24 protein-coding genes and 1 other RNA gene are annotated in these 25,541 nt (G+C 62.2%); 14 read left to right on the top strand and 11 right to left on the bottom strand.

Translation table 11 applies throughout. The features are described from left to right. Nucleotides 1-48 precede the first annotated feature (48 nt). A complete protein-coding gene (locus CK486_RS06920) occupies nt 49-1,224 on the bottom strand; it encodes an acetyl-CoA C-acyltransferase (protein WP_095939546.1) in 1,176 nt (391 codons plus the stop codon). Nucleotides 1,225-1,419: 195 nt separating this feature from the next. Here CK486_RS06920 and CK486_RS06915 point away from each other — a divergent pair, with 195 nt between their 5' ends. The 3 genes from CK486_RS06915 to CK486_RS06905 all read left to right on the top strand — a co-directional run bounded on the left by CK486_RS06915 (nt 1,420) and on the right by CK486_RS06905 (nt 6,701). Continuing rightward, nucleotides 1,420-3,102, top strand: a complete 1,683-nt coding sequence (locus CK486_RS06915; RefSeq protein WP_095939545.1) for a fatty acid--CoA ligase — start codon at nt 1,420-1,422, stop codon at nt 3,100-3,102. Between the two features lie 233 nt (nt 3,103-3,335). Next, a complete protein-coding gene (locus tag CK486_RS06910) occupies nt 3,336-5,294 on the top strand; it encodes a DUF1302 domain-containing protein (RefSeq protein ID WP_095939544.1) in 1,959 nt (652 codons plus the stop codon). A 57-nt stretch (nt 5,295-5,351) separates the two neighbouring features. Continuing rightward, nucleotides 5,352-6,701 carry a DUF1329 domain-containing protein gene (locus tag CK486_RS06905; RefSeq protein ID WP_371915489.1) on the top strand — a complete coding sequence of 450 codons (1,350 nt, stop codon included), beginning with the start codon at nt 5,352-5,354 and terminating at the stop codon, nt 6,699-6,701. Between the two features lie 404 nt (nt 6,702-7,105). On the opposite strand, the gene CK486_RS06900 is transcribed toward CK486_RS06905, so the two are convergent. The 4 genes from CK486_RS06900 to CK486_RS06885 all read right to left on the bottom strand — a co-directional run bounded on the left by CK486_RS06900 (nt 7,106) and on the right by CK486_RS06885 (nt 11,671). Beyond that, on the bottom strand, nt 7,106-8,011 hold the full coding sequence (locus tag CK486_RS06900; RefSeq protein WP_095939542.1) for an acyltransferase: 906 nt from the start codon (nt 8,009-8,011) through the stop codon (nt 7,106-7,108). Nucleotides 8,012-8,133: 122 nt separating this feature from the next. After that, nucleotides 8,134-10,224: a phosphate acetyltransferase gene (pta, locus tag CK486_RS06895; protein WP_095939541.1), complete on the bottom strand. Its 2,091-nt coding sequence runs from the start codon at nt 10,222-10,224 to the stop codon at nt 8,134-8,136. A 17-nt stretch (nt 10,225-10,241) separates the two neighbouring features. Further along, complete coding sequence (locus CK486_RS06890; RefSeq protein ID WP_095939540.1) at nt 10,242-11,429, bottom strand: acetate kinase; 1,188 nt, start codon at nt 11,427-11,429, stop codon at nt 10,242-10,244. Continuing rightward, complete coding sequence (locus tag CK486_RS06885; RefSeq protein ID WP_256574378.1) at nt 11,429-11,671, bottom strand: DUF3565 domain-containing protein; 243 nt, start codon at nt 11,669-11,671, stop codon at nt 11,429-11,431. The genes CK486_RS06890 and CK486_RS06885 overlap by 1 nt, the downstream gene beginning before the upstream one ends. A 44-nt stretch (nt 11,672-11,715) precedes the next feature. Here CK486_RS06885 and CK486_RS06880 point away from each other — a divergent pair, with 44 nt between their 5' ends. Together CK486_RS06880 and CK486_RS06875 are read left to right on the top strand one after the other, a co-directional pair. Further along, nucleotides 11,716-12,201: a peptidylprolyl isomerase gene (locus CK486_RS06880; RefSeq protein WP_095939538.1), complete on the top strand. Its 486-nt coding sequence runs from the start codon at nt 11,716-11,718 to the stop codon at nt 12,199-12,201. 85 nt (nt 12,202-12,286) lie between these two features. Next, entirely contained in the window at nt 12,287-12,775 is a 489-nt protein-coding gene (locus CK486_RS06875) for a glutathione peroxidase (RefSeq protein ID WP_095939537.1), read from the top strand. Between the two features lie 18 nt (nt 12,776-12,793). On the opposite strand, the gene CK486_RS06870 is transcribed toward CK486_RS06875, so the two are convergent. Continuing rightward, nucleotides 12,794-13,666, bottom strand: coding sequence for a helix-turn-helix domain-containing protein (locus tag CK486_RS06870; RefSeq protein WP_095939536.1), 873 nt, complete (start codon nt 13,664-13,666; stop codon nt 12,794-12,796). Between the two features lie 139 nt (nt 13,667-13,805). On the opposite strand from CK486_RS06870, the gene CK486_RS06865 reads away from it, so the two are divergent. Further along, nucleotides 13,806-14,705 (top strand): DMT family transporter, encoded by a 900-nt coding sequence (locus CK486_RS06865; RefSeq protein ID WP_095939535.1) that lies wholly within the window; start codon nt 13,806-13,808, stop codon nt 14,703-14,705. Here the strand turns inward: CK486_RS06865 and CK486_RS06860 are convergent. The 3 genes from CK486_RS06860 to yaaA all read right to left on the bottom strand — a co-directional run bounded on the left by CK486_RS06860 (nt 14,693) and on the right by yaaA (nt 16,790). Continuing rightward, on the bottom strand, nt 14,693-15,085 hold the full coding sequence (locus CK486_RS06860) for an ABZJ_00895 family protein (protein WP_095939534.1): 393 nt from the start codon (nt 15,083-15,085) through the stop codon (nt 14,693-14,695). The genes CK486_RS06865 and CK486_RS06860 overlap by 13 nt on opposite strands. Beyond that, nucleotides 15,082-15,918 (bottom strand): SDR family oxidoreductase, encoded by an 837-nt coding sequence (locus CK486_RS06855; protein ID WP_095939533.1) that lies wholly within the window; start codon nt 15,916-15,918, stop codon nt 15,082-15,084. The genes CK486_RS06860 and CK486_RS06855 overlap by 4 nt, the downstream gene beginning before the upstream one ends. A gap of 92 nt (nt 15,919-16,010) precedes the next feature. Then, nucleotides 16,011-16,790 carry a peroxide stress protein YaaA gene (yaaA, locus tag CK486_RS06850; RefSeq protein ID WP_095939532.1) on the bottom strand — a complete coding sequence of 260 codons (780 nt, stop codon included), beginning with the start codon at nt 16,788-16,790 and terminating at the stop codon, nt 16,011-16,013. Nucleotides 16,791-17,264: 474 nt separating this feature from the next. On the opposite strand from yaaA, the gene CK486_RS06845 reads away from it, so the two are divergent. From CK486_RS06845 to moaE, 5 genes are all read left to right on the top strand, one after another. Continuing rightward, complete coding sequence (locus CK486_RS06845; RefSeq protein WP_095939531.1) at nt 17,265-18,656, top strand: PhoH family protein; 1,392 nt, start codon at nt 17,265-17,267, stop codon at nt 18,654-18,656. 119 nt (nt 18,657-18,775) lie between these two features. Continuing rightward, the gene (gene moaC / locus CK486_RS06840) at nt 18,776-19,252 is read left to right on the top strand and encodes a cyclic pyranopterin monophosphate synthase MoaC (protein ID WP_095939530.1); all 477 of its coding nucleotides are present in this window, start codon (nt 18,776-18,778) and stop codon (nt 19,250-19,252) included. Continuing rightward, nucleotides 19,249-19,497: a MoaD/ThiS family protein gene (locus CK486_RS06835; RefSeq protein ID WP_095939529.1), complete on the top strand. Its 249-nt coding sequence runs from the start codon at nt 19,249-19,251 to the stop codon at nt 19,495-19,497. The genes moaC and CK486_RS06835 overlap by 4 nt, the downstream gene beginning before the upstream one ends. Nucleotides 19,498-19,559: 62 nt before the next feature. Next, a non-coding RNA gene (locus CK486_RS06830) (sX9 sRNA) lies at nt 19,560-19,635 on the top strand. A 6-nt stretch (nt 19,636-19,641) separates the two neighbouring features. Next, nucleotides 19,642-20,097, top strand: a complete 456-nt coding sequence (gene moaE / locus CK486_RS06825) for a molybdopterin synthase catalytic subunit MoaE (RefSeq protein ID WP_095939528.1) — start codon at nt 19,642-19,644, stop codon at nt 20,095-20,097. 12 nt (nt 20,098-20,109) lie between these two features. Here moaE and CK486_RS06820 read toward each other — a convergent pair whose 3' ends face one another. Further along, the gene (locus CK486_RS06820) at nt 20,110-21,321 is read right to left on the bottom strand and encodes a CaiB/BaiF CoA transferase family protein (protein WP_371915482.1); all 1,212 of its coding nucleotides are present in this window, start codon (nt 21,319-21,321) and stop codon (nt 20,110-20,112) included. 85 nt (nt 21,322-21,406) lie between these two features. Between CK486_RS06820 and CK486_RS06815 the strand changes: the two genes are divergently transcribed. From CK486_RS06815 to CK486_RS06805, 3 genes are all read left to right on the top strand, one after another. Beyond that, nucleotides 21,407-21,946 carry a YaeQ family protein gene (locus CK486_RS06815; protein WP_095939526.1) on the top strand — a complete coding sequence of 180 codons (540 nt, stop codon included), beginning with the start codon at nt 21,407-21,409 and terminating at the stop codon, nt 21,944-21,946. Between the two features lie 77 nt (nt 21,947-22,023). Beyond that, the gene (recJ, locus tag CK486_RS06810) at nt 22,024-23,739 is read left to right on the top strand and encodes a single-stranded-DNA-specific exonuclease RecJ (protein WP_095939525.1); all 1,716 of its coding nucleotides are present in this window, start codon (nt 22,024-22,026) and stop codon (nt 23,737-23,739) included. An 84-nt stretch (nt 23,740-23,823) separates the two neighbouring features. Next, complete coding sequence (locus CK486_RS06805; RefSeq protein ID WP_095939524.1) at nt 23,824-24,612, top strand: hypothetical protein; 789 nt, start codon at nt 23,824-23,826, stop codon at nt 24,610-24,612. Between the two features lie 3 nt (nt 24,613-24,615). Here CK486_RS06805 and CK486_RS06800 read toward each other — a convergent pair whose 3' ends face one another. After that, a complete protein-coding gene (locus tag CK486_RS06800) occupies nt 24,616-25,311 on the bottom strand; it encodes a transglutaminase-like cysteine peptidase (RefSeq protein ID WP_256574375.1) in 696 nt (231 codons plus the stop codon). Nucleotides 25,312-25,541 lie beyond the last annotated feature (230 nt).

Genomic DNA, 25,541 nt, shown 5'->3' with positions numbered 1-25,541 from the left:
AATGAAAAAGCCCGGCCGAAGCCGGGCTTTTTTGTACTCAGTCGGGCGTCAGATCAGCTCGATGGCCACCGCAGTGGCTTCGCCGCCACCGATGCACAGCGAGGCTACGCCGCGCTTGCCGCCGGTGTTCTTCAGGGCGTGGATCAGGGTCAGGATGATCCGCGAGCCGGTGGAGCCGACCGGGTGGCCCTGGGCGCAGGCGCCGCCGTAGACGTTGACCTTGGCGTGATCCAGACCGTGCTCACGCATGGCCAGCATGGTAACCATGGCAAAGGCTTCGTTGATCTCGAACAGGTCGACCTCGTCCTTGTTCCAGCCGGTCTTCTTGAGCAGGTTCGTCATGGCGCCGATCGGGGCGATGGTGAACTCGCTCGGGTCCTGGCTCTGGGTGGCGTGGCCGACGATACGTGCCAGCGGCTTGAGGCCGCGCTTGGCTGCTTCTTCGGCAGTCATCAGCACCAGGGCGCTGGCACCGTCGGAGATGGAGCTGGCGTTGGCTGCGGTGATGGTGCCATCCTTGCGGAAGGCCGGACGCAGGGTCGGGATCTTGTCCAGGTTGGCGGTCAGCGGCTGCTCGTCGTCCTTGACCACCACCTCGCCCTTGCGGCTGGTGACGGTGACAGGGACGATTTCGGCGTTCAGGGCGCCGCTCTGGATGGCATTCTGGGCGCGCTTGAGCGATTCGATGGCGTAGGCGTCCATCTCCTCACGGGTGATGCCGTACTTGTCAGCAGTTTCCTGGGCGAAGGACCCCATCAGGCGGCCGGTGCGGGCATCTTCCAGACCGTCGAGGAACATGTGGTCCTTGATCTCGCCGTGGCCCATGCGCAGGCCGGTACGGGCTTTTTCGATGATGTAGGGGGCGTTGGACATACTTTCCATGCCGCCGGCGACCATCACGCTGTTGCTGCCGGCCTTGAGCAGGTCGTGCGCCAGCATCACGGCCTTCATGCCCGAACCGCACAGCTTGTTGATGGTGGTGCAGCCGGTGGCGGCTGGCAGGCCGGCATTCAGCGATGCCTGGCGGGCCGGACCCTGCTTGAGGCCGGCCGGCAGCACGCAGCCCATGATCACTTCTTCCACATCGGCACCGGCAATGCCGGCGCGGGCCACGGCCTCACGAATGGCGATGGCGCCCAGGTCAACGGCGGATACGCCGGACAGGCTGCCCTGGAAACCGCCCATGGGGGTGCGGGCGCCGCTGACGATAACGATATCGGACATCTGAAATTCCTCGACGGGTGACAGGCCGTGACTGGCCGGATAAGCCGATTCTACCGTGTGACCGGATAACACCAAAGAGTCACGCCGCAAATCATCCTTTGGGGCGATGGATGAGGCGGTTCAAGGCTCTAGAGTGCGCTTCAGTGCCATTCATCACCCGTGCAGTCCATAACTAGAAACCTCACAGGTATCGCCATGCTCAAGACCAAGATCCTTCCCGCCGCCGACAACGCCTACCAGTACCCGCTGCTGATCAAGCGTCTGTTGATGTCCGGGGCGCGCTACGAGAAGACCCGCGAGATCGTTTACCGCGATCAGCTGCGCTACAGCTACGCCACCTTCAACGAGCGTGTGGCGCGCCTGGCCAACGTGCTAAGTGCGGCCGGGGTGAAGGCGGGGGATACCGTGGCGGTGATGGACTGGGACAGCCACCGCTATCTGGAATGCATGTTTGCCATTCCCATGCTCGGCGCCGTGCTGCACACCATCAATATCCGCCTGTCGCCGGATCAGATTCTCTACACCATGAACCACGCCGAAGATAAGTTCGTGCTGGTCAACAGCGAGTTCGTGCCGCTGTACAAGGGCATTGAGGGCCACCTGACTACGGTGGAGAAAACCCTTCTGCTCACTGACACCGCGGACAAGACGGCCGAGCTGCCCAATCTGGTCGGCGAGTACGAGAGTCTGCTGGCAGGCGCCAGTCCGAGCTATGACTTCCCCGACTTCGATGAGAACTCGGTGGCCACCACCTTCTACACCACCGGCACCACCGGCAATCCCAAGGGTGTTTACTTCACCCATCGTCAGCTGGTGCTGCACACCCTGTCGATGGCCACTGTGGTCGGCAGCCTGGACAGCATCCGCCTGATGGGCACCGATGATGTCTACATGCCCATCACCCCGATGTTCCATGTACATGCTTGGGGCATGCCGTACGTGGCCACCATGCTGGGTATCAAGCAGGTGTACCCGGGGCGTTACGATCCGGAACTGCTGGTCAAACTGTGGCGTGACGAGAAGGTGACGTTCTCCCATTGCGTGCCGACCATCCTGCAGATGGTGATGAATGCCAAGGCGGCCGAGGGTGTGGATTTCGGTGGCTGGAAGCTGATCATCGGCGGCAGCGCTTTGAACAGTTCGCTCTACAAGGCGGCCAAGGCGCGCGGTATCCAGCTGACCGCGGCCTACGGCATGTCCGAGACCTGTCCGCTGATTTCCTGTGCGCACATGAACGAAGAGTTGCTGGCCGGCAACGAGGACGAGCGCATCACCTACCGCATCAAGGCCGGCGTGCCGGTACCGCTGGTGGATGCTGCGATCATGGATGCCAATGGCCAGATGCTGCCGGTGGATGGCGAGACTCAGGGCGAACTGGTATTGCGCGCGCCTTGGCTGACGCAAGGCTATTTCCGTGAGCCGCAGAAAGGCGCCGAACTCTGGGAGCACGGCTGGATGCACACCGGTGACGTCGCCACCCTCGACACCATGGGCTTTATCGATATCCGCGACCGTATCAAGGATGTGATCAAGACCGGTGGCGAGTGGATTTCCTCGCTGGAGCTGGAAGACCTGATCAGTCGCCATCCGGCAGTGAAGGAAGTGGCGGTGGTCGGCATCGCCGATCCGCAGTGGGGCGAACGTCCGTTTGCCCTGCTGGTGCTGCGTGATGGTCAGGCGCTGGATGCCAAAGGACTGAAGGAGCACCTCAAGCCTTTCGTCGAGGAAGGGCATATCAACAAGTGGGCGATACCCACTCAGATTGCCGTTGTTACCGATATTCCCAAGACCAGTGTCGGCAAGCTGGACAAGAAGCGCATCCGCGTGGATATCGGCCAGTGGCAGGCGGCTAATAGCCCGTTTTTGTCCACGCTGTAAGCGGCCTGCGGGGTAATCGCAGCGAGAACTTGCAGGTCATGCAGCGCTTGGCCTGCTAATTGCGTGATTCAAACGATTGTCTGAAGTTCGGCAGGGGAGCGTTACCGGCGCGAGTGCCCGGCTCAGACAGGCTGGTGGGTTGAAATCATACTTTTGGGGGATCAGGCGGCTGGCACTGCTGGCTATAGTCCGTCCCACATCCATAACAACAAGCAACACATGGAGTAGCGTCGATGACTGCAATCAAACAGACCTGGCGTCTGGCCAAGCTGCCGCTGGCCGTAAGCCTGGCTTCCACCCTGGCCGCACCGGCCTTCGCGGTAACCTTCAACGTAGGCGAAATTGAAGGCTCTTTCGATTCTTCGATGTCGGTAGGCGCCAGCTGGTCGATGCGCGATGCTGATCCAGATTTGATTGGCAAGAACAACGGTGGCGATGGCCTTTCGCAGACCTCCGACGATGCTCACTTGAACTTCAAGCGCAATGAGACTTTCTCGAAGATCTTCAAAGGTATCCACGATCTGGAGCTCAAGTACGGCGACAGCGGCGTATTTGTCCGCGGTAAGTACTGGTATGACTTCGAGCTGAAGGATGAGAGCCGTCCATTCAAGGATATCGACGACAGCAACCGCAAGCAGGCCGCTCAGGCCTCCGGTGCTGAAATCCTCGACGCCTTCGTCTATCACAACTATGCCATCGCCGAGCAGCCGGGCTCCGTACGTCTGGGCAAACAGGTGGTCAGCTGGGGTGAGAGCACCTTTATTCAGAACAGCATCAACGCGATCAACCCGATCGATGTGGCCGCCTTCCGCCGTCCTGGTGCCGAAATCAAGGAAGGTCTGATTCCGGTCAATATGTTCTATGTGTCCCAGAGCTTGACCGACAACCTATCCGCCGAAGCCTTCTATCAGCTGGAGTGGGATCAGACCGTGGTGGATAACTGCGGCACCTTCTTTGCTCAGGCAGATATTGCGGCAGATGGTTGTACCCAGAATTTGAATGTGTTGAGTCCTGCACCGTTGGCGCTGCTGCAGAATCCTTTGCTGGGACCAGGCTTAAGGGCTTTGGGGGTCAACTTCAGCGGTACTTCTGAGGGTGTCATGGTTCCGCGTAGTGGGGATCGTGATGCGCGTGATAGCGGTCAGTTCGGCTTGGCACTTCGCTATTTTGCTGAGCAGTTGGACACCGAGTTTGGTGCCTATGCAATGAACTATCACAGTCGTGCGCCTATTTTCAGTGCTCAGGCTGGTCCGCAAGCAAAATACCTACAGACAGCCGGCGCCATTGGTGCTCCGGGTGGCGGCTTCGATATCACTGATGCCTGTATTGCTGCTGTTGGGGCTGGTGGAGCTGCTGCCTGTACTCAGGGTGTGGCTTTCTCGAATATTGCGGCTGCAAGTAATTATTTCATGGAGTATCCGGAGGATATTCGCCTTTATGGTCTGAGCTTCTCCACGACATTGCCTACCGGCACTGCATGGTCGGGTGAAGTCAGTTATCGCCCCAATGCTCCGGTACAGTTGAACTCGACGGATATTCTGTATGCCGGTCTGCGTGGTCTGGCTCAATTCGGGGGTGGTTTGGCTGCAACGAATTTCTTCTCGATTCTCGGCCCAACCAACCCTGCACAGGTTCCCGGCTCTACTGTGCATGGCTATAACCGCAAGGAAATTACCCAGTTCCAGACTACCTTTACCCATTTCTTCGATCAGGTTATGGGCGCTTCGCGTCTGACTCTGGTGGGAGAGGCTGGTGTGACTCACATTGGCGGGCTGGAGGACACTTCCAAAGCTCGCTATGGTCGTGACCCGATCTTTGGTCCTGGCCCGATGGGGGTCGCCGGTGTTTGCCAGGCTCTCAACGGGGCAGGAGAAAATCAGGGCAAGTACTGTGAAGATGACGGCTTTGCCACCAGCACTTCCTGGGGATACCGTGCTCGCGCCATTCTGGACTACAACGACGTATTTGCCGGTGTAAACCTCAAGCCGAGTGTGTCTTGGTCGCATGACGTCGACGGTTATGGCCCTAACGGCCTGTTCAACGAAGGCGCCAAGGCGGTCAGTTTCGGTGTCGATGCCGACTACCTGAACACCTACACAGCCAGTCTGTCTTACACCGATTTCTTCGGTGGTAAGTACAACACCCTGATCGACCGCGACTTCCTGGCGCTAAGCCTCGGCGTCAGCTTCTAAGCACACGGAACGTACTGAATTAAGGAATTGCTACAGATGAAAATTCACAAGCAATTGATGCAAGCCTCCGGCGCTCTGGCGCTGAGTCTGCTGGCGACCAGCGTGATGGCGGCGGTTTCGGCTGATGAAGCGGCCAAGCTGGGTACTACCCTGACTCCGATCGGTGCCGAGAAGGCCGGTAATGCCGATGGCTCCATTCCGGAGTGGACTGGCGGTCTGCCGACCAATGCCGGTGCTGTGGATGCCAAGGGCTTTCTGGCTGATCCGTTTGCCAGCGAGCAGCCGAAGTTCACCATCACCGCGCAGAACGTTGCCCAGTACAAGGACAAGCTGACCCCCGGTCAGCAGGCTATGTTTCAGCGTTACCCGGACACCTTCAAGATGCCGGTCTACCCGACCCATCGCACCGCGACTGTTCCGGCCAGTGTTCTGGAAGCCACCAAGAAGAACGCCACCAATACCAAACTGGTAGAAGGTGGTAACGGTCTGGAAAACTTTGAAGTAGCCAACCCGTTCCCGATTCCGCAGAACGGTCTGGAAGCGATCTGGAACCACATCACCCGCTACCGTGGCGGCAGTGTGCAGCGTCTGGTGACTCAGGCCACTCCACAGCAGAACGGTTCCTACTCGCTGGTGTACTTCCAGGACGAGTTCACCTTCCGTACCAACCTGACCGACTACAACCCGGCTCAGGCAAGCAACGTGCTGTTCTACTTCAAGCAGCAGGTGACGGCGCCTTCGCGTCTGGCAGGTAACGTTCTGCTGGTGCACGAAACCTTGAACCAGGTGAAGGAACCGCGTCTGGCGTGGCTGTACAACGCCGGTCAGCGCCGCGTGCGCCGCGCTCCGCAGGTGTCCTATGACGGCCCGGGTACTGCTTCCGATGGTCTGCGCACTTCCGACAACTTCGACATGTACAACGGTGCTCCGGACCGTTACGAGTGGAAGTTGAACGGCAAGAAGGAAATCTACATTCCTTACAACAGCTACAAGCTGGACTCGCCGTCCCTCAAGTACGACGACATCATCAAAGCTGGTCACATCAATCAGGACCTGACTCGTTACGAGCTGCACCGCGTGTGGCACGTGACTGCGACCCTGAAAGCCGGCGAGCGTCACATCTACGCCAAGCGTGACTTCTACCTGGATGAAGACACCTGGCAAGCTGCTGCCATCGATCATTACGACGGTCGTGGCACTCTGTGGCGCGTAGCTGAAGCCCACTCGCAGTACTACTACAACAAGCAAGTACCGTGGTACACCCTCGAGTCGCTGAATGACCTGCTGTCCGGTCGTTACCTGGCTCTGGGTATGAAGAACGAAGAGAAACAGTCTTATAACTTTGATTACAAGGCTGCTTCCTCCGACTTCACCCCGGCTGCTCTGCGTCAGGCTGGCGTGCGTTAATTAGCCAGCAGGCGGCTCTCAAGGCCGCCTGTTCCAGTCTTAGGGAGCTTGCTCCAGCCAAAAGGCCCGCATCGTGAGATGCGGGCCTTTTTGTTATGCGCTTGGGTTGTGTAACACCGGACTTATGTCGGTAAAGCTGTCCGCAGCTGGGTGCTTTGGGAAGGCCAGCGATGCAAATTGTTCCGAAAAGCTATTGGTCATTTGGATTGAGGAACGATGCGGCCAAGCCAAACGACGCTAGCTGCCAAGCTGGAGGGCTTCGCTGAGCTCAGCGTCAGCCAGCAGCTGTCGTGAATTATGGTGCAGCCTTGGCAACTCGATATTGGCTTATGTCTGCGCTGCGACTTTGGTGACGTGAGGCGAGGGGGCAGCCGCCGCGCCAGAGCGTCGGCTGCCGGGGAGGATCAGGTGGAGGGGAACTGCTGCTTCAGGGCCTCGAGTTGGGCATCCTTCTGCTCCCACAGCTGATTGACCCACTGCTGGAATTCCAGGCGATAGGCATCGTCCTGGTCGTAGTTCTTACCGATAAAGCTGGTCGGAATGGCCATTTTCTCGAAACGTACCACCACGCTTTTGACCTGGCCGCTCAGCAGATCCCAGAAGCTCGGGCGGCCCTGGGGATAGTGGATGGTGACATTCACCAGCGCATGCAGTTGCTCACCCATGGCATCCAGCACAAAGGCGATACCGCCGGCCTTGGGCTTGAGCAGATGCTGGAACGGTGAGTTCTGCTGCTGATGCTTGCTTGGCGTGAAGCGGGTGCCTTCAAGGAAGTTGAATACCGAGACTGGGTTGGTCTTGTAGCGCTCGCAGGCTTTGCGTGTGGTGGCCAGGTCCTGGCCGCGCTTTTCCGGATACTTGGCGAGGTATTCCTTGCTGTAGCGCTTCATGAACGGGAATTCCAGCGCCCACCAGCACAGCCCGATCACCGGAACCCAGATCAGTTCCTGCTTGAGGAAGAACTTGAGCAGGGGCATGCGCCGGTTGAGCAGGTACTGCAGAGCGAGGATGTCCACCCAGCTCTGGTGGTTGCTGGTCACCAGGTAGGAGTGACGCATGTCCAGACCTTCCATGCCCTGAACGTCCCAGCGGGTCGGGTAGACCAGGTTCATCCAGAATTTGTTGACGCTGATCCAGCTCTCGCCAATGCCGTGCATTACATAGCGCAGCAGACGTTGGATGGCCGGAATGGGCAGGAGCAGCTTGAGCAGTGCGACGGCGAAAAGCGGGCCGCAGTGAGCCAGGGTGTTGAGGGCCAGCATGAGGCCGGCGAGGACCCCGCGCAGCGGGGCAGGCAGGAAGCTGAGCATGAGTGAAACAGGTCTCCAAGTGGCTGAGGCGGTGTTGCCGGAGTCTTGAATGGTTAGGTTAACAGTTGTGCACTGAGCTGTAAGCCCCGCCGCCTGCGTGACTTGGCGGTCGGCGGAGCATTTCAGTGTGTGCTGTCGGCCTGGATGGCCGTCAGAGCAATGGTGAAAACGATATCGTCCACCAGCGCTCCCCGCGACAAGTCGTTAACGGGTTTGCGCAGCCCTTGCAGCATGGGGCCGACGCTGATGCACTCGGCGCTGCGCTGCACGGCCTTGTAGGTGGTGTTGCCGGTGTTCAGGTCTGGGAACACGAACACCGTGGCGCGGCCGGCCACCGGACTGTTCGGCGCCTTTTGCCGACCCACGCTCTCGATGGCCGCCGCGTCGTACTGCAGCGGGCCGTCGATGGCCAGCGCTGGGTTGCGCTCGCGGGCAATGCGCGTCGCATTGCGCACCTTCTCGACTTCTTCTCCGCTGCCGGAGTCGCCGGTGGAGTAGCTGATCATGGCCACCCGCGGCGTTACGCCGAAGGCCTGGGCCGATGCCGCACTCTGCAGGGCGATCTCCGCCAGCTCCTCGGCATTCGGGTCGGGGTTCACGGCGCAGTCGCCATAGACCAGAACCTGCTCTGGCAGCAGCATGAAGAACACCGACGACACCAGGTTGTAGCCCGGTGCGGTCTTGATCAGCTGCAGGGCTGGGCGGATGGTATTGGCCGTGGTGTGGATGGCGCCGGAGACCAGGCCGTCCACCTCATCGAGTGCCAGCATCATCGTGCCCAGTACCACGGTGTCTTCCAGCTGTGCGCTGGCCATGGGGGCGTTGAGGCCCTTGCCTTTGCGCAGCTCGACCATGGGTTCGACATAGCGACCGCGGATCACGTCCGGGTCGAGGATTTCCAGTCCGGCGGGCAGTTCGATGCCCTGCGCCTTGGCCACGTTGTGCACATCTTCCGGCTTGGCCAGCAACACGCAGCGGGCAATGCCGCGCGCCTGACAGATGGCAGCAGCCTGTACGGTGCGCGGCTCGCTGCCTTCGGGCAGAACGATGCGCTTATTGGCGGCCTGAGCACGTTGTACCAGCTGGTAGCGGAATGCCGGCGGTGACAGGCGCAGTTCGCGCGGTGTGCCGCAGCGGCTGCGCAGCCAGGGCAGGTCGACCTGGCTGGCGACGAACTCGGTCACCCGTTCGGCCCGCTCGCGGTCGTCGATGGGGATTTCCTTGTTCATCCGGTTGAGGTTGGTGGCCGTGTCATACGAGCCGGTGGCTACCGTCAGCACGGGCAGGCCACTGGCCAGGGCGCCGCGGCAGAGCTCCATGATCCGTGGGTCCGGCGGGAAGTCGCTGCACAGCAGCAGGCCGGCCAGAGGGACGCCGTTCATGGCGGCCAGGCTGGCGGCGAGGATGATGTCGTCCCGGTCACCGGGGGTGACCACCAGTACGCCAGGCTTGAGCAGGTGCACACTGTTGGGCACGGCCCGTGCGCATAGCACGATGCGCTCCACCCGGCGCTGTTCGTAATCGCCGGCGTTGAGTACTTCGGCATGCAGCAGGTCGGCGACGTCGCGGGTGCGCGGCGCGTTCAGTGCCTCCTGCCAGGGAATGCAGCCGAGCAGGCGGAAGTCATCGTTCTTGAGCAGCGAGGAGTGTTCGCGCAGCTCCTGCACGAAGGCCTCGGTGCCCCCGGCATGGCGCACCTTGTTGATAATCACGCCCAGCACCTTGGGGGCCTGGGGGCCGCCGAACATCTGGGCCTGAATCTCGATGCGGTCGGCCAGCTCGGTCAGGGTCTCCTGCTCGGGGGCGGAAACCAGAATGATCTCGGCATCCAGGCTGCGCGCCAGATGCACGTTGACCCGGGCGGCGTAGCTGGCCTGGCGGGTCGGCACCATGCCTTCGACGATAACCACATCCTTGTCGGCGGCGACCTGTTGGAACTGGCTGACAACTTTCTCCAGCAGTTCATCCAGCTCGCCGTCGCCGAGCATGTGCTCGACCTCGCTGAGCGGCAGCGGTGCCGGTGCGCACAGACCATGGGTGCGCGCCACCAGTTCGCTGGAGCGCTCAGGCCCCAAGTCGCCAGGGTGCAGCTGGGCCACCGGTTTGTAGAAACCGACGCGCAGGCCGGCCTGTTGCAGGGCGCGGATCAGCCCCAGGCTGATCGACGTCAGACCGACACCGAAACCGGTGGGGGCGATGAAAAAGGTATGCACGCTAACTCCTTGGCGTTTCAGTTCGGCAGCAGGGCGAGGGTGTCGAGGGCGATCTGCCGTTCCTCATTGGTCGGTACCACCAGTATGCGTGGGTGGCCCTCGGCCTCAATGGCGCCGCTGACACCGCGCACGCAGCGGGCATTGGCATCCGGGTCGAGTCTCAGATTAAGCAGTTGCAGGTGGGCGACCGTCTTGCTGCGGATCAATGCCGAGTTTTCACCGATGCCGCCGGTGAACAGCAGGCCGTCCAGACGTGGCAGGGCGCAGGCCATGGCCGCCAGCGATTTGGCCAGGCGGTAGCAGAACACCTCGATGGCCAGGGTCGCGCCGGCATGTCCCTGCTCGCGGGCCTGCTCGAGGCTGCGCATGTCGTTGGACAGGCCGGAAAGCCCCTTGAGGCCGCTTTCATGATTGAGCAGTTTGTCGATGCGCGGCAGATCCCAGCCCAGCGTGCGGGCCAGATGACCATGCAGGTTGGGGTCGACGTCGCCGCTGCGGGTGCCCATCACCAGCCCTTCCAGCGGCGTCAGGCCCATGCTGGTGTCGCGGCTCTGGCCGTTGACCACTGCGCAGGTCGAGCAGCCGTTGCCGAGGTGGGCCACCAGCCAGCAGCTGTCGTCATAGGCCAGGCCGGCCATCTCGGCCGCGCGCTGGCTGACGTAGCGGTGGCTGGTGCCGTGGAAACCATAGCGGCGGATGCCCTGTTCGCGGTACAGCGACTCGGGCAGGGCATAGCGGAAGGCATGTTCCGGCAGACTCTGGTGGAAGGCCGTGTCGAAGACCGCCACCTGCGGTAGCTCGGGGAACACTGCCAGGGCCGCTTCGATTCCCTGCAGGTTGGCCGGGTTGTGCAGTGGCGCAAGTACGGCCGCGCTGCCGATGGCTTCAAGCACCGCGCCATCGATGCGGCAGGCGCTGGTGAACTGCTCGCCGCCGTGTACCACGCGGTGGCCAATGCCATGCAGGGCGCCTCCCGCGGCCTGTTGCACCCGTGGCAGCAGTTGGGCGAGGGCGGTCCGGTGGTCGGCGCCGGGAATCATCAGGCTGTCCTTGGCATCGCCTTGCTGCCAGCGCAGCTCGGCTTCGGGGCTGCCGAGACGTTCGGCCAGCCCCTGCAGGGTGGCTGTGCCGTGGTCCTCATTGATCAGGGCAAACTTGATCGACGAGCTGCCGCAGTTGATTACCAGAATATTGCGACTGGCCATCAGGCCTCCTTGTCAGATGATTGGGCGCACCAGCCGCAGGCAAAGGGCTGGCCGATACTGGCCTGGCGTTGCTGGGCGTCCAGAACCCAGGCGCGGTTCTGCCAGGGCGGCTGATGGCGCTGGTGCTGAGTATGCCCGCAAGACAGCTCGGCTACCCAGTGGCCGTCTTCATCCTGATGCCAGCCGAGTAGCCGGCTGAGCTTCCGTCCGTCTGTGTTCGGGTCGCTTTCGCCCGGTCGCAGCGCTACACTGCGGGCTCTTTTTTCTCTATCCAAAGGTTTCAACCATGCAGATTGCGGCCAACAAGGCGGTTTCCATCGACTATACCCTGACCAACGATGCCGGTGAGGTGATCGACAGCTCCGCTGGTGGCGCGCCGCTGGTGTACCTGCACGGTGCCCGCAACATCATCGCCGGTCTGGAGAAGGCGCTGGAAGGCAAGCAGGTTGGCGATGAGCTGGACGTGGCCGTTGAGCCGGAAGAAGCCTACGGCGAGTACAGCGCCGAGCTGGTTGCCGTGCTCAACCGCAGCATGTTCGAAGGCGTGGATGAGCTGGAAATCGGCATGCAGTTCCATGCCTCCGGCCCGGATGGCGGCATGCAGATCGTGACCATCCGTGATCTGGAAGGCGACGACGTGACTGTCGACGGCAACCACCCCCTGGCGGGTCAGCGCCTGAACTTCAAGGTCAAGGTTGTTGCCGTGCGTGAAGCCAGTGCCGAAGAAATCGCCCATGGCCACATCCATGGCGAAGGTGGTCACCACCACTGATGGGTTTGGCCTTTTGCTAGGCTGATAAGAAAAGGCGCCCGCTGGGCGCCTTTTCCGTCCCGGTTGTTTTCACAAGGAGTGACTCATGAGCATGTTTCATGAACTGATCCTGCAAGGCCTGGATGGCCAGGAGCTGCCGCTGGCTCCGCTGGCAGGTCAGGTGGTACTGGTGGTCAACGTGGCCTCCAAGTGTGGTCTGACCCCGCAGTACACCGGTCTGGAAGCGCTCTACCAGCGCTACCGTGCCCGTGGTTTCAGCGTGCTGGGGCTGCCGTGCAATCAGTTTGCCGGGCAGGAGCCTGGCAGCGAAGCGGAGATCGCCCAGTTCTGTAGCCTGAATTACGGCGTGACCTTCCCCATGAGCGCCAAGCTCGAGGTCAACGGTCCGGAGCGCCACCAGCTCTACACCCTGCTGGCCGGTGAGGGCGCCGAGTTTCCCGGTGATATCACCTGGAACTTCGAGAAGTTTTTGCTGGGGCCGGATGGCCGCGTGCTGGCGCGCTTTTCGCCGCGCACGGCGCCTGATGATGCCGCGCTGCTGCAAGCCATTGAAGGTGCGCTGGACAAGCTCTGAGCCGCTCTCTCTAGTGGCTTAGTCCCGCCTGGCGGCGCGGTACTGGCTCGGTGTTGCACCGAAGTGCTGACGGAAGCGGTTGCTGAAGTGACTGGCACTGGCAAAGCCACAGGTCAGGGCAATATCACCCAGTTCCAGAGCGCTGCCGGCCAGCAGTTCGGTCGCCCGCTGCAGGCGGCGCATTAGCACGTAGCGGTGCGGCGGCAGACCGAAGCTGACGGTAAACATGCGGGCGAAGTGATAGCCCGACAGCGCTGCCTGCTCGGCCAGCTCGGTTAGCCCCAGCGGCTTTTCCAGATGTGCCTCGATATATTCCTGCAAACGGCGTCGCGTCTGTGGCGCCAGCCCCCCTTTGAGCTGCAGTCCGTCTTTGCGGCCGACCTGGGTCAGTAGTGCCTGATCGAGGATGGCCTGACCGAGGCTGCTGCACAGCAGGCGCTCGCCCGGTTCCTGCCAGTCGAGCAGTGCCAGCTGGCGAAAACGGCTGGCCTGCTGTGGGTCTTCGATAAAGGTGCGTTCCTGCAGCTGCAGTTCGCGCGGCTCGCGGTCGAGCAACTGCACGGCGCCGAGGGCAAACGGCTGCGGGCTCACATACAGGTGGACAAAGCGCAGTTCGCCGTTCACCACCCAGGCCGACTGGTGCTCGGCCGGCAGGATGCACAACCGCTGCGGCGCGCCTTTGAGTTGTGGCAGGTCGCGGCGAAAGGTGCCGTAGCCGCCTTCCAGATAACAGCCAAAGGTGTGGTGTCCGGGCGCGTTGTACTGGGTGGCGTCATGGGCATTGCGCCACTGCGCCAGTGCCATTCCGTCGGCCAGCTGTACGCAGCGCTCCAGTTGCGCGCGTGAGCGGCGGAGCGCCTGAAAGACCTGGTGTTGCAGTGACTGACTCATGCCGGCCTGCCCGAAAGAGACTGGCTTGCATGCTAACCCTAGGCGCCGCCGGCTCCCAGTCTCCGGCATGCAAATGCGCAAGATTGTGCAAACGTCGCCCGGCGGCAGGCGAGACACTTAAGGCTCTGAGGAGGCCTGCATGAATCTGTTTCTCTACCTGCTGACCGTGCTGATCTGGGGCACCACCTGGATCGCCATCACCTGGCAATTGGGGCTGGTGCCGCCGGAGGTGTCGATCGTCTACCGCTTCGCCCTGGCCGCACTGGTGCTGTTTGCCGGTCTGCTCGTCAGTGGGCGCCTGCAACGTCTCGACCGGCGCGCACAGGGCCTGTGTCTGGCGCAGGGCTTGTGCCTGTTCTGTGTCAACTTTGTCTGTTTCTACCATGCCAGTCAGTGGATCCCCAGCGGCCTGATCGCCGTGGTGTTTTCCACCGCCACCCTGTGGAATGCGCTGAATGCCCGCCTTTTTTTCGGCCAGCGCCTGGCGCTCAATGTGCTCGCGGGCGGGGGCTGTGGTCTGCTCGGCCTGGCCTTGCTGTTCTGGCCGGAACTGATCGGCCATGACGCCTCGCCTCAGACCTGGCTGGGGCTCGGGTTGGCTTTGCTTGGCACCTTGAGTTTTTCCGTCGGCAATCTGCTTTCCAGCCTGCAGCAGAAAGCCGGCTGGCGACCGCTGAGTACCAACGCCTACGGCATGCTCTATGGCGCTCTGCTGCTGGCAGGCTATTGCCTCGTGCAGGGCGTGCCCTTTGTCTTCGACGGCAGCCTGCGTTATGTCGGGGCCTTGCTCTACCTGGCCATTCCCGGCTCGGTGATCGGCTTTACCGCTTACCTGACGCTGGTCGGTCGCCTCGGGCCGGAGAAGGCGGCCTATTGCACGGTGCTGTTTCCGCTGGTGGCGCTGAATATCTCGGCCTGGCTGGAGGGCTATCAGTGGACGGCGCCGGCGTTGACCGGTCTCGTGCTGGTGATGCTGGGCAACTGGCTGGTGTTCCGCAAGCCGCGTACACCGCTGGTCAAAACTGCTCAGCCGGTCTGAGGCAGCCAGTGGCGGATCAGCCTGGGCGTGAAGCACAGCGCCAGCAGGGTCGGATAGCTCAGGGCGTGCAGGACAAACAGCAGCTGGCCCATGTGGCCCGGTTCGTCCTTTAGCATCATCAGGCCGAACAGGCCGAGGTAGAGCAACCCCAGAATCAGACCGTAAAGGCCGACCAGACGCCAGCGCTCGGCCAGTGTCGGAAGGCGCTTCTCCCGGCGGGCGAAGATCAGGCTGACTCCCAGTGCCACCAGTGTGGCCACCAGCAGGGTGGCGCTGACGCCGCCGAGCTTGAGCAGCGCGCGCACCAGCAGATTGAGCAGCATGACGGCGAGCACGGCGCCGCCGGCGTAGTAGCGCAGGGCGAGGGGAGCGCTGTTCATGGCGCCAGCTGCCGGTTGAGGCCGAAGCGTTTCATCAGCACCTTCTCCAGCAGTGCCTTGGGCAACAGGGCGGTCAGTAGCGGCAAGGCCCGGCTGCCATTGCCGATGCGCAGCAGGCGCGGGCGCTTGCGTTGTTGCACGGCGGCCAGCAGTACGGCGGCGAACTCGCTTGCAGGAGTCGGATGGTCCTGTGAGGCATTGGCGCGGGCGCGGATGCCCTCGCGCAGCGGCCACCAGGCCGAGCTTTCGGCGATCAGCGCTTCGGCTTCGCGGCTGGCGTTGCTGCCGAAACTGGATGCGATGGCACCCGGCTGCACCTCCATCACTTCGATGGCAAAGGGCGCTAGCTCCATGCGCAGGGCGTCGGAGAGAGCGTGCACCGCAGCCTTGGAGGCGCAATAGGCACCGGCGAATGGGGTGACCATGACGCCCGAGACACTGCCGATATTCACCACCAGGCCACGACTGGCGCGCAGCAATGGGAAGCAGGCGCGGGTCAGTTCGATGAGGCTGAAGACATTGGTTTCGAACTGCCGGCGCAGGGCCTCGGCGCCGCCGTCCAGCAGCGGGCCCATGGCGCCGTAGCCGGCATTGTTGATCAGCACATCCAGGCGTCCGACCTCCTGCTCCAGCCGTGCGCTGGCGCGCTGTACGGCAGCGGCATCGTTGACGTCCAGCTCAACCGCGACAAAACCGGCGGCGCTGAGCGTGGCCAGATCCTGCGCCTTGCGCGCGCAGGCCCACACGCGGTAACCCGCGGCCTGAAAGGCATCGGCGAGTGCGCGGCCGATGCCGCTGGAGCATCCGGTGATAAAGGCGACGGGCTGACTCATGGGAACTCCTTGTCTGAGAGAGGCGCTGATCGTACGGCTGCATCCTAACGGGCGGATCGGCGGTTGTACTGGCCGGCAAGGCCAACAGCCTGTCAGTCCTGCGGCTGGTCGCGCAGAAAGACCAGGCTGTCCGGCTTGGACTGCTCGGCGCTGTAGCGATAGCCCTGGTAGTCGAATGCCTTAAGGTCATCGGGGTTGCTCAGGCGTTCCTTGATCACGTAGCGGGCCATCAGGCCGCGGGCCTTCTTGGCATAGAAGCTGATGATCTTGTACTGGCCGTTTTTCAGGTCCTTGAACTCGGTATCGATTATCCGGGCGTTGAGGGTCTTGCGCTTGACCGCCGAGAAGTACTCGTTGGAGGCGAGGTTGAGCAGGATGTTGTCACCCTGCTCGGCCATGGCTTCGTTAAGCCACTGGCTGATGCGCTCGCCCCAGAATTCGTAGAGGTTCTTGCCGCGGGCGTTGCTCAGCTTGGTGCCCATTTCCAGCCGGTAGGGTTGCATCAGGTCCAGTGGCCGCAGCACACCGTAGAGGCCGGAGAGCATGCGCAGGTGGCGCTGGGCAAAGTCGAAGTCCGCCTCGTTGAAATCCTCGGCGTTGAGGCCGGTGTACACATCGCCCTTGAAGGCCAGCAGCGCCTGCTTGGCGTTGGCCGGGGTGAACTCCGGAGTCCAGCTGCCATAACGGGCAGCGTTGAGGCCGGCGAGCTTGTCGGACAGGTCCATCAGTTCACTGATCTGCGCCGGGCTCAGTTCGCGCAGGCGCTCGATCAGTTCGCTGGCCTGTCCCAGGTGCGCTGGCAGGGTAAAGCGCGGTGTTACCGGCGGGGTGTCGTAGTCAAGCGTCTTGGCGGGGGAAATCACCAGCAGCATCAGTCGGTCTCCTCTGGACGAGTGGCGATTGTAGTGGTGGCCGGGGGATGGACTCCACCTATGAAGCCGATTGGTGATTCCGGCTGGCGGTAGCGGGGACTGTGCGTCAGGGCGTCTGCGGAGAAGGGGGAAGCGGGACTTTGAAGGTGGCATTACAGCGGGGAGGACTTCCGACTTTAACGACGCAAGGGGGCGCCGCCAAGCGCTATCGGTCAGCTGATGAAAAAAAGCCGGCGGGCCTGAAAAAGACGTTTTTTCTTCATCATTAATGCGTTATTAACAAAGCTAGACCGCCGAAACCTGCATCACAGGTGGCGCGTTTTTCTCGCCTTCTGTGTGCATGGCCGGATAGCACATCCGGTGGGTGGCCTCCCCTGGTGGAGCGCCCTTGGGACGTTTCACCATCCAGTCCAATGAGCTGCTGCCGAGTGGCCGTGGTGCCCCGGACAGCGGTCCTGCAGAGGTGATCGCGATATGGTTGACCATGGACGTTCCAATCCCGGCAAACCGATCCTCTACGTGCTCGACACCAATGTGCTGATTCACGACCCGAATGCCTTGCTGAATTTTCAGGAGCATCACGTGGTCATTCCGATGACCGTGCTGGAGGAACTGGACAAGCTCAAGACCGGCAAGCACACCGTGGCTGCCGAGTGCCGTCAGGCCATCCGCCTGATCGATCAGGTGCTCGGTGGCGCCTCGCCGGAAGAGGTGGAAAGCGGCGTGCCCATCAGTCGCGGCAAGAGCGCGGCCAAGGGCAGCCTGTCGATCCTGATGAACAAGCGTGCCGAGCCGATCACCTGGCTGCCGGAAGACCTCAACGACAACAAGATCATCAACCAGCTGGTGGACCTGCGCAGCCGTCATCCGGGTACCGATGTGGTGCTGGTGACCAAGGACATCAACATGCGCCTGAAGGCGCGCGCCTGCGGCATCTTCGCCGAGGACTACCACACCGACCAGCTGGTGGACGACGTGGCCCTGCTGTCGCGCGGCTACCACACGCTCACGGGCTCGTTCTGGGATAGGGTGAGCAAGGTCGAGACCCGCCAGGGCCACGGCCGTACCTGGCACATGGTGCCGCGCAGCAGTGAGCTGCCGGTGGTGCACATGAATGAATTCATCATCGACGGTCAGGGCTTCGTGGGCTGGGTCAAGGGTGTCACGGACAAGGAGCTGACCATCCTCGACATGCATCAGGAGCCGCTGCTGCATCAGGAGGCCTGGGGACTCAGGCCGCGCGACATCTATCAGTCGCTGGCGCTGTATGCGCTGCTCGATCCGGACATTCACCTGGTCAACCTGTCCGGTGCCGCCGGTTCCGGCAAGACCATCCTGGCGCTGGCTGCTGCCATCGAGCAGACCATGGTCAGCAAACGCTACCGGCGCATCATCGCCACCCGCAGTGTGCAGGGCCTGGATGAGGACATCGGTTTCCTGCCCGGTACCGAGGCGGAGAAGATGGAGCCCTGGCTCGGTGCCATCACCGACAACCTGGAGGCGCTGCATTCGGATGATGAGTCGACCCATGGCAGTGTCGACTACATCCTGCAGAAGGTGCCGCTGCAGTTTAAGTCGCTCAACTACATCCGCGGGCGCAGCTTCCAGCAGAGTCTGATCCTGATCGACGAGTGCCAGAACCTCACCCCGCACCAGATGAAAACCATCATCACCCGCGCCGGCAGCGGCTCCAAGGTGGTCTGCCTGGGCAACCTGGCGCAGATCGATACTCCCTACCTCTCAGCGACCAGCTCCGGTCTGACCTACCTCACCGAACGCTTCAAGGACTTCCCGCACGGTGTGCACATCACCCTGCAAGGGGTGCCGCGCTCTGTGCTGGCCGAGTACGCCGAAGCGCACATGTAAGCCAGCCGGCCGGGCGCACGCAGCGCCCGGCCGCTTTGTCTGATGGGCCATCATTCAGGCCTGCTCACCGCGTGGGCGCGGGTTACAATCGGCTCACCTCTCTTGTTGTGGATACTGCTGTGCTGACCCATCTCGATGCCCAGGGCCGGGCGAATATGGTCGATGTGACCGAGAAGGCCGTGACCGCCCGTGAAGCCACTGCCGAGGCGTGCGTGCGCATGCTGCCGGCAACCCTGCAACTGATTCAGGACGGCGGTCATCCCAAAGGGGATGTGTTTGCCGTGGCGCGGATTGCCGGTATTCAGGCGGCGAAGAAAACCCATGAACTGATTCCGCTGTGCCATCCGTTGCTGCTGACCAGCGTCAAGGTCGAGCTGCAGGCCGAGGGCAGCGACACCGTACGCATTCGCGCCACTTGCCGGCTGGCCGGACAGACCGGCGTAGAGATGGAGGCGCTGACGGCCGCCAGCGTCGCCGCACTGACCATCTACGACATGTGCAAGGCGGTCGACCGCGGCATGACCATCGAGGGCGTGCGTCTGCTGGAAAAGCAGGGCGGCAAGAGCGGCCACTACCGGCGCGAGGAGCAGGCATGATCCATGTGCAGTACTTCGCCCGTTACCGCGAGACGCTGGGTATCGGCGGCGAGCAGTTGGCCTGGCAGGCGGGACTGGCGACCCTGGAGGCACTGCGCGAGCACCTGCTGGCGCGCGGCGGCGTCTGGGCCGTGCTGGCCGAGCAGAACCTGATGTGCGCACGCAATCAGGAACTCTGTGGGCTGGACACCGAACTGGCCGATGGCGATGAGGTGGCCTTCTTCCCCACCGTTACCGGCGGCTGAAAAATTATCCTGAAAGCTACTGCGCGTGTGTGATCTCGAGTTGGGCGGTGCTCGGAATCCTCATGTACTAGCTGTACATTCCGGTTCCTATGCTCCGTCCGCCCCGAGCTGACACCCGCTCGCTACGCTTTGAGGACAATTTTGATGAGCATTCGAGTTCAGGTCGAAACCTTCGATGCCGGTGCCGAGCTCAATCGTCTGCACGCGGCCAATCTGGGCATTGGTGCGGTGGTCAGCTTCGTCGGCTACGTGCGTGATTTCAATGATGGCCAGCCGGTGGCCGGCATGCTGCTTGAGCACTATCCAGGCATGACCGAGAAGGCACTGGCGAAGATCGAGGCCGAGGCCCGCGAGCGCTGGCCGTTGCTGACGGTGGAGATCATCCACCGGGTCGGGGCGCTGGAGCCGGGCGAGCCCATCGTTTTTGTCGGCACCAGCAGCGCCCATCGTCAGGCCGCGTTCGACGCCTGCACCTTCATCATGGATTACCTCAAGACCCGTGCGCCGTTCTGGAAGAAGGAACAGACGCCCGAGGGCGAGCGCTGGGTCGAGGGGCGCGGCAGTGACCAGCAGGCCGCGCAGCGCTGGGAGAAGTCCTGAGGCGTCGCCCGGTCAGATCGCGCCGCTGTTTCTGAGAGCGGCGATCTGCTCGGTGGAATAGCCAAGCCGGCCCAGCACCTGATCGTTGTGCTCGCCCAGTTTGGGCCCCGTCCATTCCACACCGCCCGGCGTTTCCGACAGTTTGGGTACTATGCCCGGCATCTTGAACGGTTTGCCGTCCGGCAGTTTGGCGGCGAGGAACATCTCGCGGGCGAGGAATTGCGGGTCGGCGAACATGTCTTCGGCCGAGTAGATGCGACTGGCCGGCACCTCGGCCCGCAGCAGCGTGGCTTCAACCTCGGCCAGCGGCAGGCTGCCGGCCCAGCGGTCGATAATGCCGTACAGCTCATCGCGACGGGCATCGCGGCCGGCGTTGTCGGCGAGGTCAGGTGCATCGGCCAGATCGTCCCGGCCAATCGCCCGCATGAAGCGCTGGAAGATGGCATCGCCATTGGCGCCGATCTGGATATGTTTGCCGTCGGCGCAGGTGTGGATGGAGGAGGGCGTGATGCCGGGCATGATGTTGCCGGTTCTTTCCCGTATGAATCCGAACACGTCGAACTCCGGCACCATGGACTCCATCATGGCGAAAATCGCCTCGTACAGCGCCACGTCCACCACCTGGCCCTGGCCGCCGTTGACCTCGCGATGGCGCAGCGCCATCAACGCGCCAATCACGCCCCAGAGGGCGGCGATGGAGTCGCCGATGCTGATGCCGGTGCGCACCGGCGGGCGGTCCTCGAAGCCGGTGATGTAACGCAGACCGCCCATGGACTCGCCCACCGCGCCGAAGCCCGGCTGGTCTTTCAGCGGGCCGCTCTGGCCGAAGCCGGACAGGCGCACCATCACCAGCTTCGGGTTCAGTGCGTGCAGCACATCCCAGCCCAGTCCGAGTTTTTCCAGCACGCCGGGGCGGAAGTTCTCGATCAGGATGTCGGCCTCGGCGAGCAGCTTCTTCAGTACCTCGCGGCCTTCGTCATGCTTGAGGTTGAGGGTGATCGACTGCTTGTTGCGCGCCTGCACGAACCACCACAGCGAGGTGCCTTCGTACAGCTTGCGCCACTTGCGCAGCGGGTCGCCGCCATCGGGTGACTCCACCTTGACCACCTCGGCGCCGAATTCGGCGCAGATGCGCGAGGCAAAGGGGCCGGCGATCAGTGTGCCGAGTTCGACCACTTTCAGGCCGGCGAGAGGTTTGCTGGGCGGAGACATACGGGCTTCCATCAGTCTGGCAATGGCCGCGACTCTAACCCGCAGGCGGCCTATCGGGTAGACTGGCGGCCTTTTTCGCCAGCCAAGAAGTCTGCCCATGGCCCTGCAAGCCACGCCCTATAAAGTCGAACTGAACCTCACCGACCTTGACCGCAGTGTTTACGAGAACCTGCGTTTCACCGTGGCCAAACACCCGTCGGAGACCGAGGAGCGTCTGGCCGTGCGCCTGATCGCTTACGCCCTGTTCTATCACGAGCAACTGGCTTTCGGCCGCGGCCTGTCCGATGTCGACGAGCCGGCGCTGTGGGAGAAAAGCCTGGACGACCGCGTGCTGCACTGGATCGAAGTCGGTCAGCCGGATGCCGAGCGCATCACCTGGTGCTCGCGGCGTACCGAGAAGTTCAGCCTGGTGGCCTACGGCAACCTGCGGGTGTGGCAGACCAAGGTGCTCGACACCGTGCGCAGCCTGAAGAACATCAATGTGGTCGGCGTCGAGCAGGAGGGGCTGGCTGACCTGGCCCGCGATCTGCCGCGCTCGATCAGCTGGAGCGTGATGATCAGTGATGGCGAGCTCTTTGTGACCGACGAACGTGGTCAGCACGAGATTCGCCTGGAGTGGCTGGCCGGCGCGCGCTGAGCCCTGTTGTTCCTTCGTGGCCGCCAGCCCCAAGGTGGCCGCCTGATTTGCCTCGCCAGCTCAAGACCCGGATTGCCATGCGTATCGAAAATCGCCCCTTGCCTGCCACCTTGCCCCAGCTGGGCGATCTGCCGCCGCTGCTGACCCGTCTGTATGCCGCCCGAGGTGTGCAGTCGATTGAGGAGCTCGACAAGGGGCTGGCCCGGCTGATTCCGTACCGTCAGCTCAAGGGGATCGAGGCTGCGGTGGCGCTGCTGGTCGAGGCGCTGGAGCAGTGTCAGCGCATCCTCTTTGTCGGTGACTTCGACGCCGATGGCGCTACCGCCAGCTCGGTTGGCGTGCTGGGGCTGCGCATGCTTGGAGCGGCCCATGTTGATTATCTGGTGCCCAACCGCTTCGAGTATGGCTATGGCCTGACCCCGGAGATCGTTGCCGTGGCGCTGCAGCGCCAGCCGGATCTGCTGGTCACCGTGGACAACGGCATTTCCAGTGTCGAAGGCGTGGCGGCAGCCAAGGCGGCCGGGCTCAAGGTGCTGGTCACCGACCATCACCTGCCGGGTGCTGAGCTTCCGGTAGCCGATGCCATCGTCAACCCGAACCAGCCTGGCTGCGAGTTTCCCAGCAAGTCGCTGGCCGGGGTCGGGGTGATCTTCTATGTGCTGCTGGCACTGCGCGCGCGGCTGCGCGAGCTGGACTGGTTTGCTCGTACAGGCCTTGCCGAGCCCAATCTTGCCGAACTACTGGATCTGGTGGCGCTGGGCAGCGTGGCCGACGTGGTGCCGCTGGATGCCAATAACCGCATTTTGGTGCATCAGGGCCTGGCGCGTATTCGCAAGGGATTTGCCCGGCCGGGGCTGAAGGCCATCCTGGAAGTCGCCGGCAAGCAGGCGGCGCGGATTTCCTCGACCGATCTCGGCTTTATTCTCGGTCCGCGGCTGAACGCGGCGGGCCGCTTGGATGACATGAGTCTGGGCATCGAATGTCTGCTGACGGACGATGCGGCGCTGGCCGCCGACATGGCCCAGCAGCTGGATGCGCTGAATCAGGACCGCAAGGCCATCGAGCAGGGCATGCAGCGCGAGGCGCTGGCCCAGCTCAAGGACCTGCCGCTGGACAGCCTGCCGTTCGGCCTGTGCCTGTTCGAGCCGGACTGGCATCAGGGGGTGATCGGTATCCTCGCTTCGCGCCTCAAGGAGCGCTATCACCGCCCGACCATCGCCTTCGCCGATGCGGGGGATGGGCTGCTAAAGGGCTCGGCGCGCTCGATTGCCGGTTTCCATATCCGTGATGCGCTGGACGCGGTGGCCGCCCGCCATCCGGGTCTGATCAGCAAGTTCGGCGGGCATGCCATGGCCGCCGGTCTGTCATTGCCGCAGGAGCACTTCGGCGCCTTTGCCGCGGCCTTCGATGCCGAGGTGCGCCGTCAGTTGCAGGAAGAGGATCTGGCCGGAAGATTGCTGTCTGATGGTCAGCTCGCGGTCGAGGAGTTCAATCTGGAGCTGGCCCGGGCGCTGCGCCATGCCGGGCCCTGGGGCCAGCATTTCCCCGAGCCGCTGTTCCACGGCGTGTTTCAGATCGTCCAGCAGCGCCTGGTCGGTGAAAAGCACCTCAAGCTGACGCTCAGGACCGAATGCGGTAGCCAGACGCTCGATGGCATTGCCTTCAATATCGATCGTGAGCAGTGGCCCAACCCGACGGTGCGCTGGGTCGAGCTGGCCTACAAGCTCGATCTCAACGAGTTTCGCGGGCAGGAAAGCGTGCAGTTGCTGGTGATGCACCTGCAGCCCGGCTGATAGTTTGGTGTAGACCAAATAGGCCTTTGTTTGTGGCAAGCTTGTCCGTCATCGCCTTGGTGCGTTAACGGATAGGGAGCCCGCATGCTGGTCAAGTTCAGTCAAACGCTGTCGTTGATTCTTTTAACTCTCTTGCTGAGTGAGGCGCGAGCCGATGGTGAGGCGCCATTGCGTGCACTGCAGCAGGCGGAGTTGGCCATGTTTCGCGCGGGTACAGATCTGTTCGTGCATCGCGGCGAAGATCGCAGCGCTCCCCAGGCTGCGCTAGTCGAGGCAGATCTCGGTGTGCTGCAGGCAAGCCTTGTCGAGCTCCAGGGTGTACCTGAAGTGCAGGCCCAGCTAGCGGAGCTGATGCCGCTGCAGCAGCGTTTCAGTCAGCGGGTTCGCGAAACCTTGGCCTACGATCCGCTGGATCCTGACTTGCCATGGGAATTCAACTTTGAATTCAGCAAGGTGCAGCGTGAGTTGTGGATGGCGCTGCAAGACCTTCGCGTCAGCTTATTGCAGGTTCAGAAAACGCCTCTCACAACGGATCAGCTGGCTTTATTGGAGCTTCCCTGCAAGGTTCAGGCATTGGCTGAACGCTATGTGGCGCGGGCCTATATTGGTGACATCGAAACTCTGGCGGATCAGCAGCAGTTGTACATCAATCAGGATCTTGATCAGTTGGCGCATGGGATTGATAGCGCGCTGGCAGACCTGGGCGCGCGACTGATCGCAGCGGATCAGCAAGCCAAGCTGAAGCAGGTGAGTATTCGCTGGAAGTTTATTTATGGGCCGTTGCGGGATTACTCAAAGGATATGGCGCCGTTGATGGTTGAGCGCCATTCCCGTGAGATCGTGAAGCAGTTGGGTGAGTTGCAGGCGATTTGAGATTCAGCTGCGGGGTGGCTGAGGGATGCTTAGAGAGCCATCGCTCAGGGCGCGTTCGCGGACTTCGCTCCAGAAGACAATCTGGTTGCTGTCGCTCTTGGCTTTACGCTGGGGCGAGCTGGCGAGGTAGATGCCCTGATCGTTGAAGGCGTAGACCGGTAGCAGGTCGCGCCGTGCCGAGGCTGGCTCGATGCTGTCCTGCAGGCTGTCCAGCAGTTGCGGCTGACTGGTGCCGGGGGCGTAGTAGGCCAGCACCATGTGCGCTTGGTTGTGTTTGAGGTCCTTGACGTACGTCAGGCGCAGGCGTTCGCTGGGAATGCCCATCTGGGTCAGGCCAAAGAACTTGGCAATGGCGTAGTCTTCGCAGTCTCCTTGGCCTCGACTCAGGGCTTCGCTCGGCGTGGCCCAGTAGTCCTTGCTTTGCCACACCTGTTGATCGCTGGCGTAGGTCAGGGCGCGATTGATAAAACGATTGACCTGCTCAAGCTTCTGCTGCTCATCCAGCCCCTGACCATGTTTGATCAGGTTATGCCAGCTGTCTAAACGTCCTGATGCAATGGATTGTTCCAGGTCGATTTGCCCATTGCCGGCATGAGCCAGCTTGCCGCCATCGGGTAGAGCAAAAACAATCGCCATCACCAGAGGCAGGTAGTGCCGGTGACGTCGAGCGGGTTTGCATGTGTGCTTCGATGCGGTCAAGACTGCAGCCCTGTTATCGTTATGTCGGGACTCGACCCAGGCGCGCTGGCCTGAATGTCAAATTTTTAGCAGTTTGTTCCTTGGCGCCAGTGCTGATTGCAAGAAGTGTGCGCAACTCGCCAAAAAGCGCTGTGCGATTTGAGTGGGGTGCAGTCAGTGCGTCCGGGCGACGCAAGGTGCTGTCAGGGCGTGTGCTGCGGCTGCCAGGTGCTGGCAACTTCGGTATACTC

The organism is Pseudomonas sp. HAR-UPW-AIA-41 (assembly GCF_002304225.1).
Classification (GTDB): domain Bacteria; phylum Pseudomonadota; class Gammaproteobacteria; order Pseudomonadales; family Pseudomonadaceae; genus Aquipseudomonas.
This window is presented reverse-complemented; position numbering and strand designations above follow the sequence as displayed.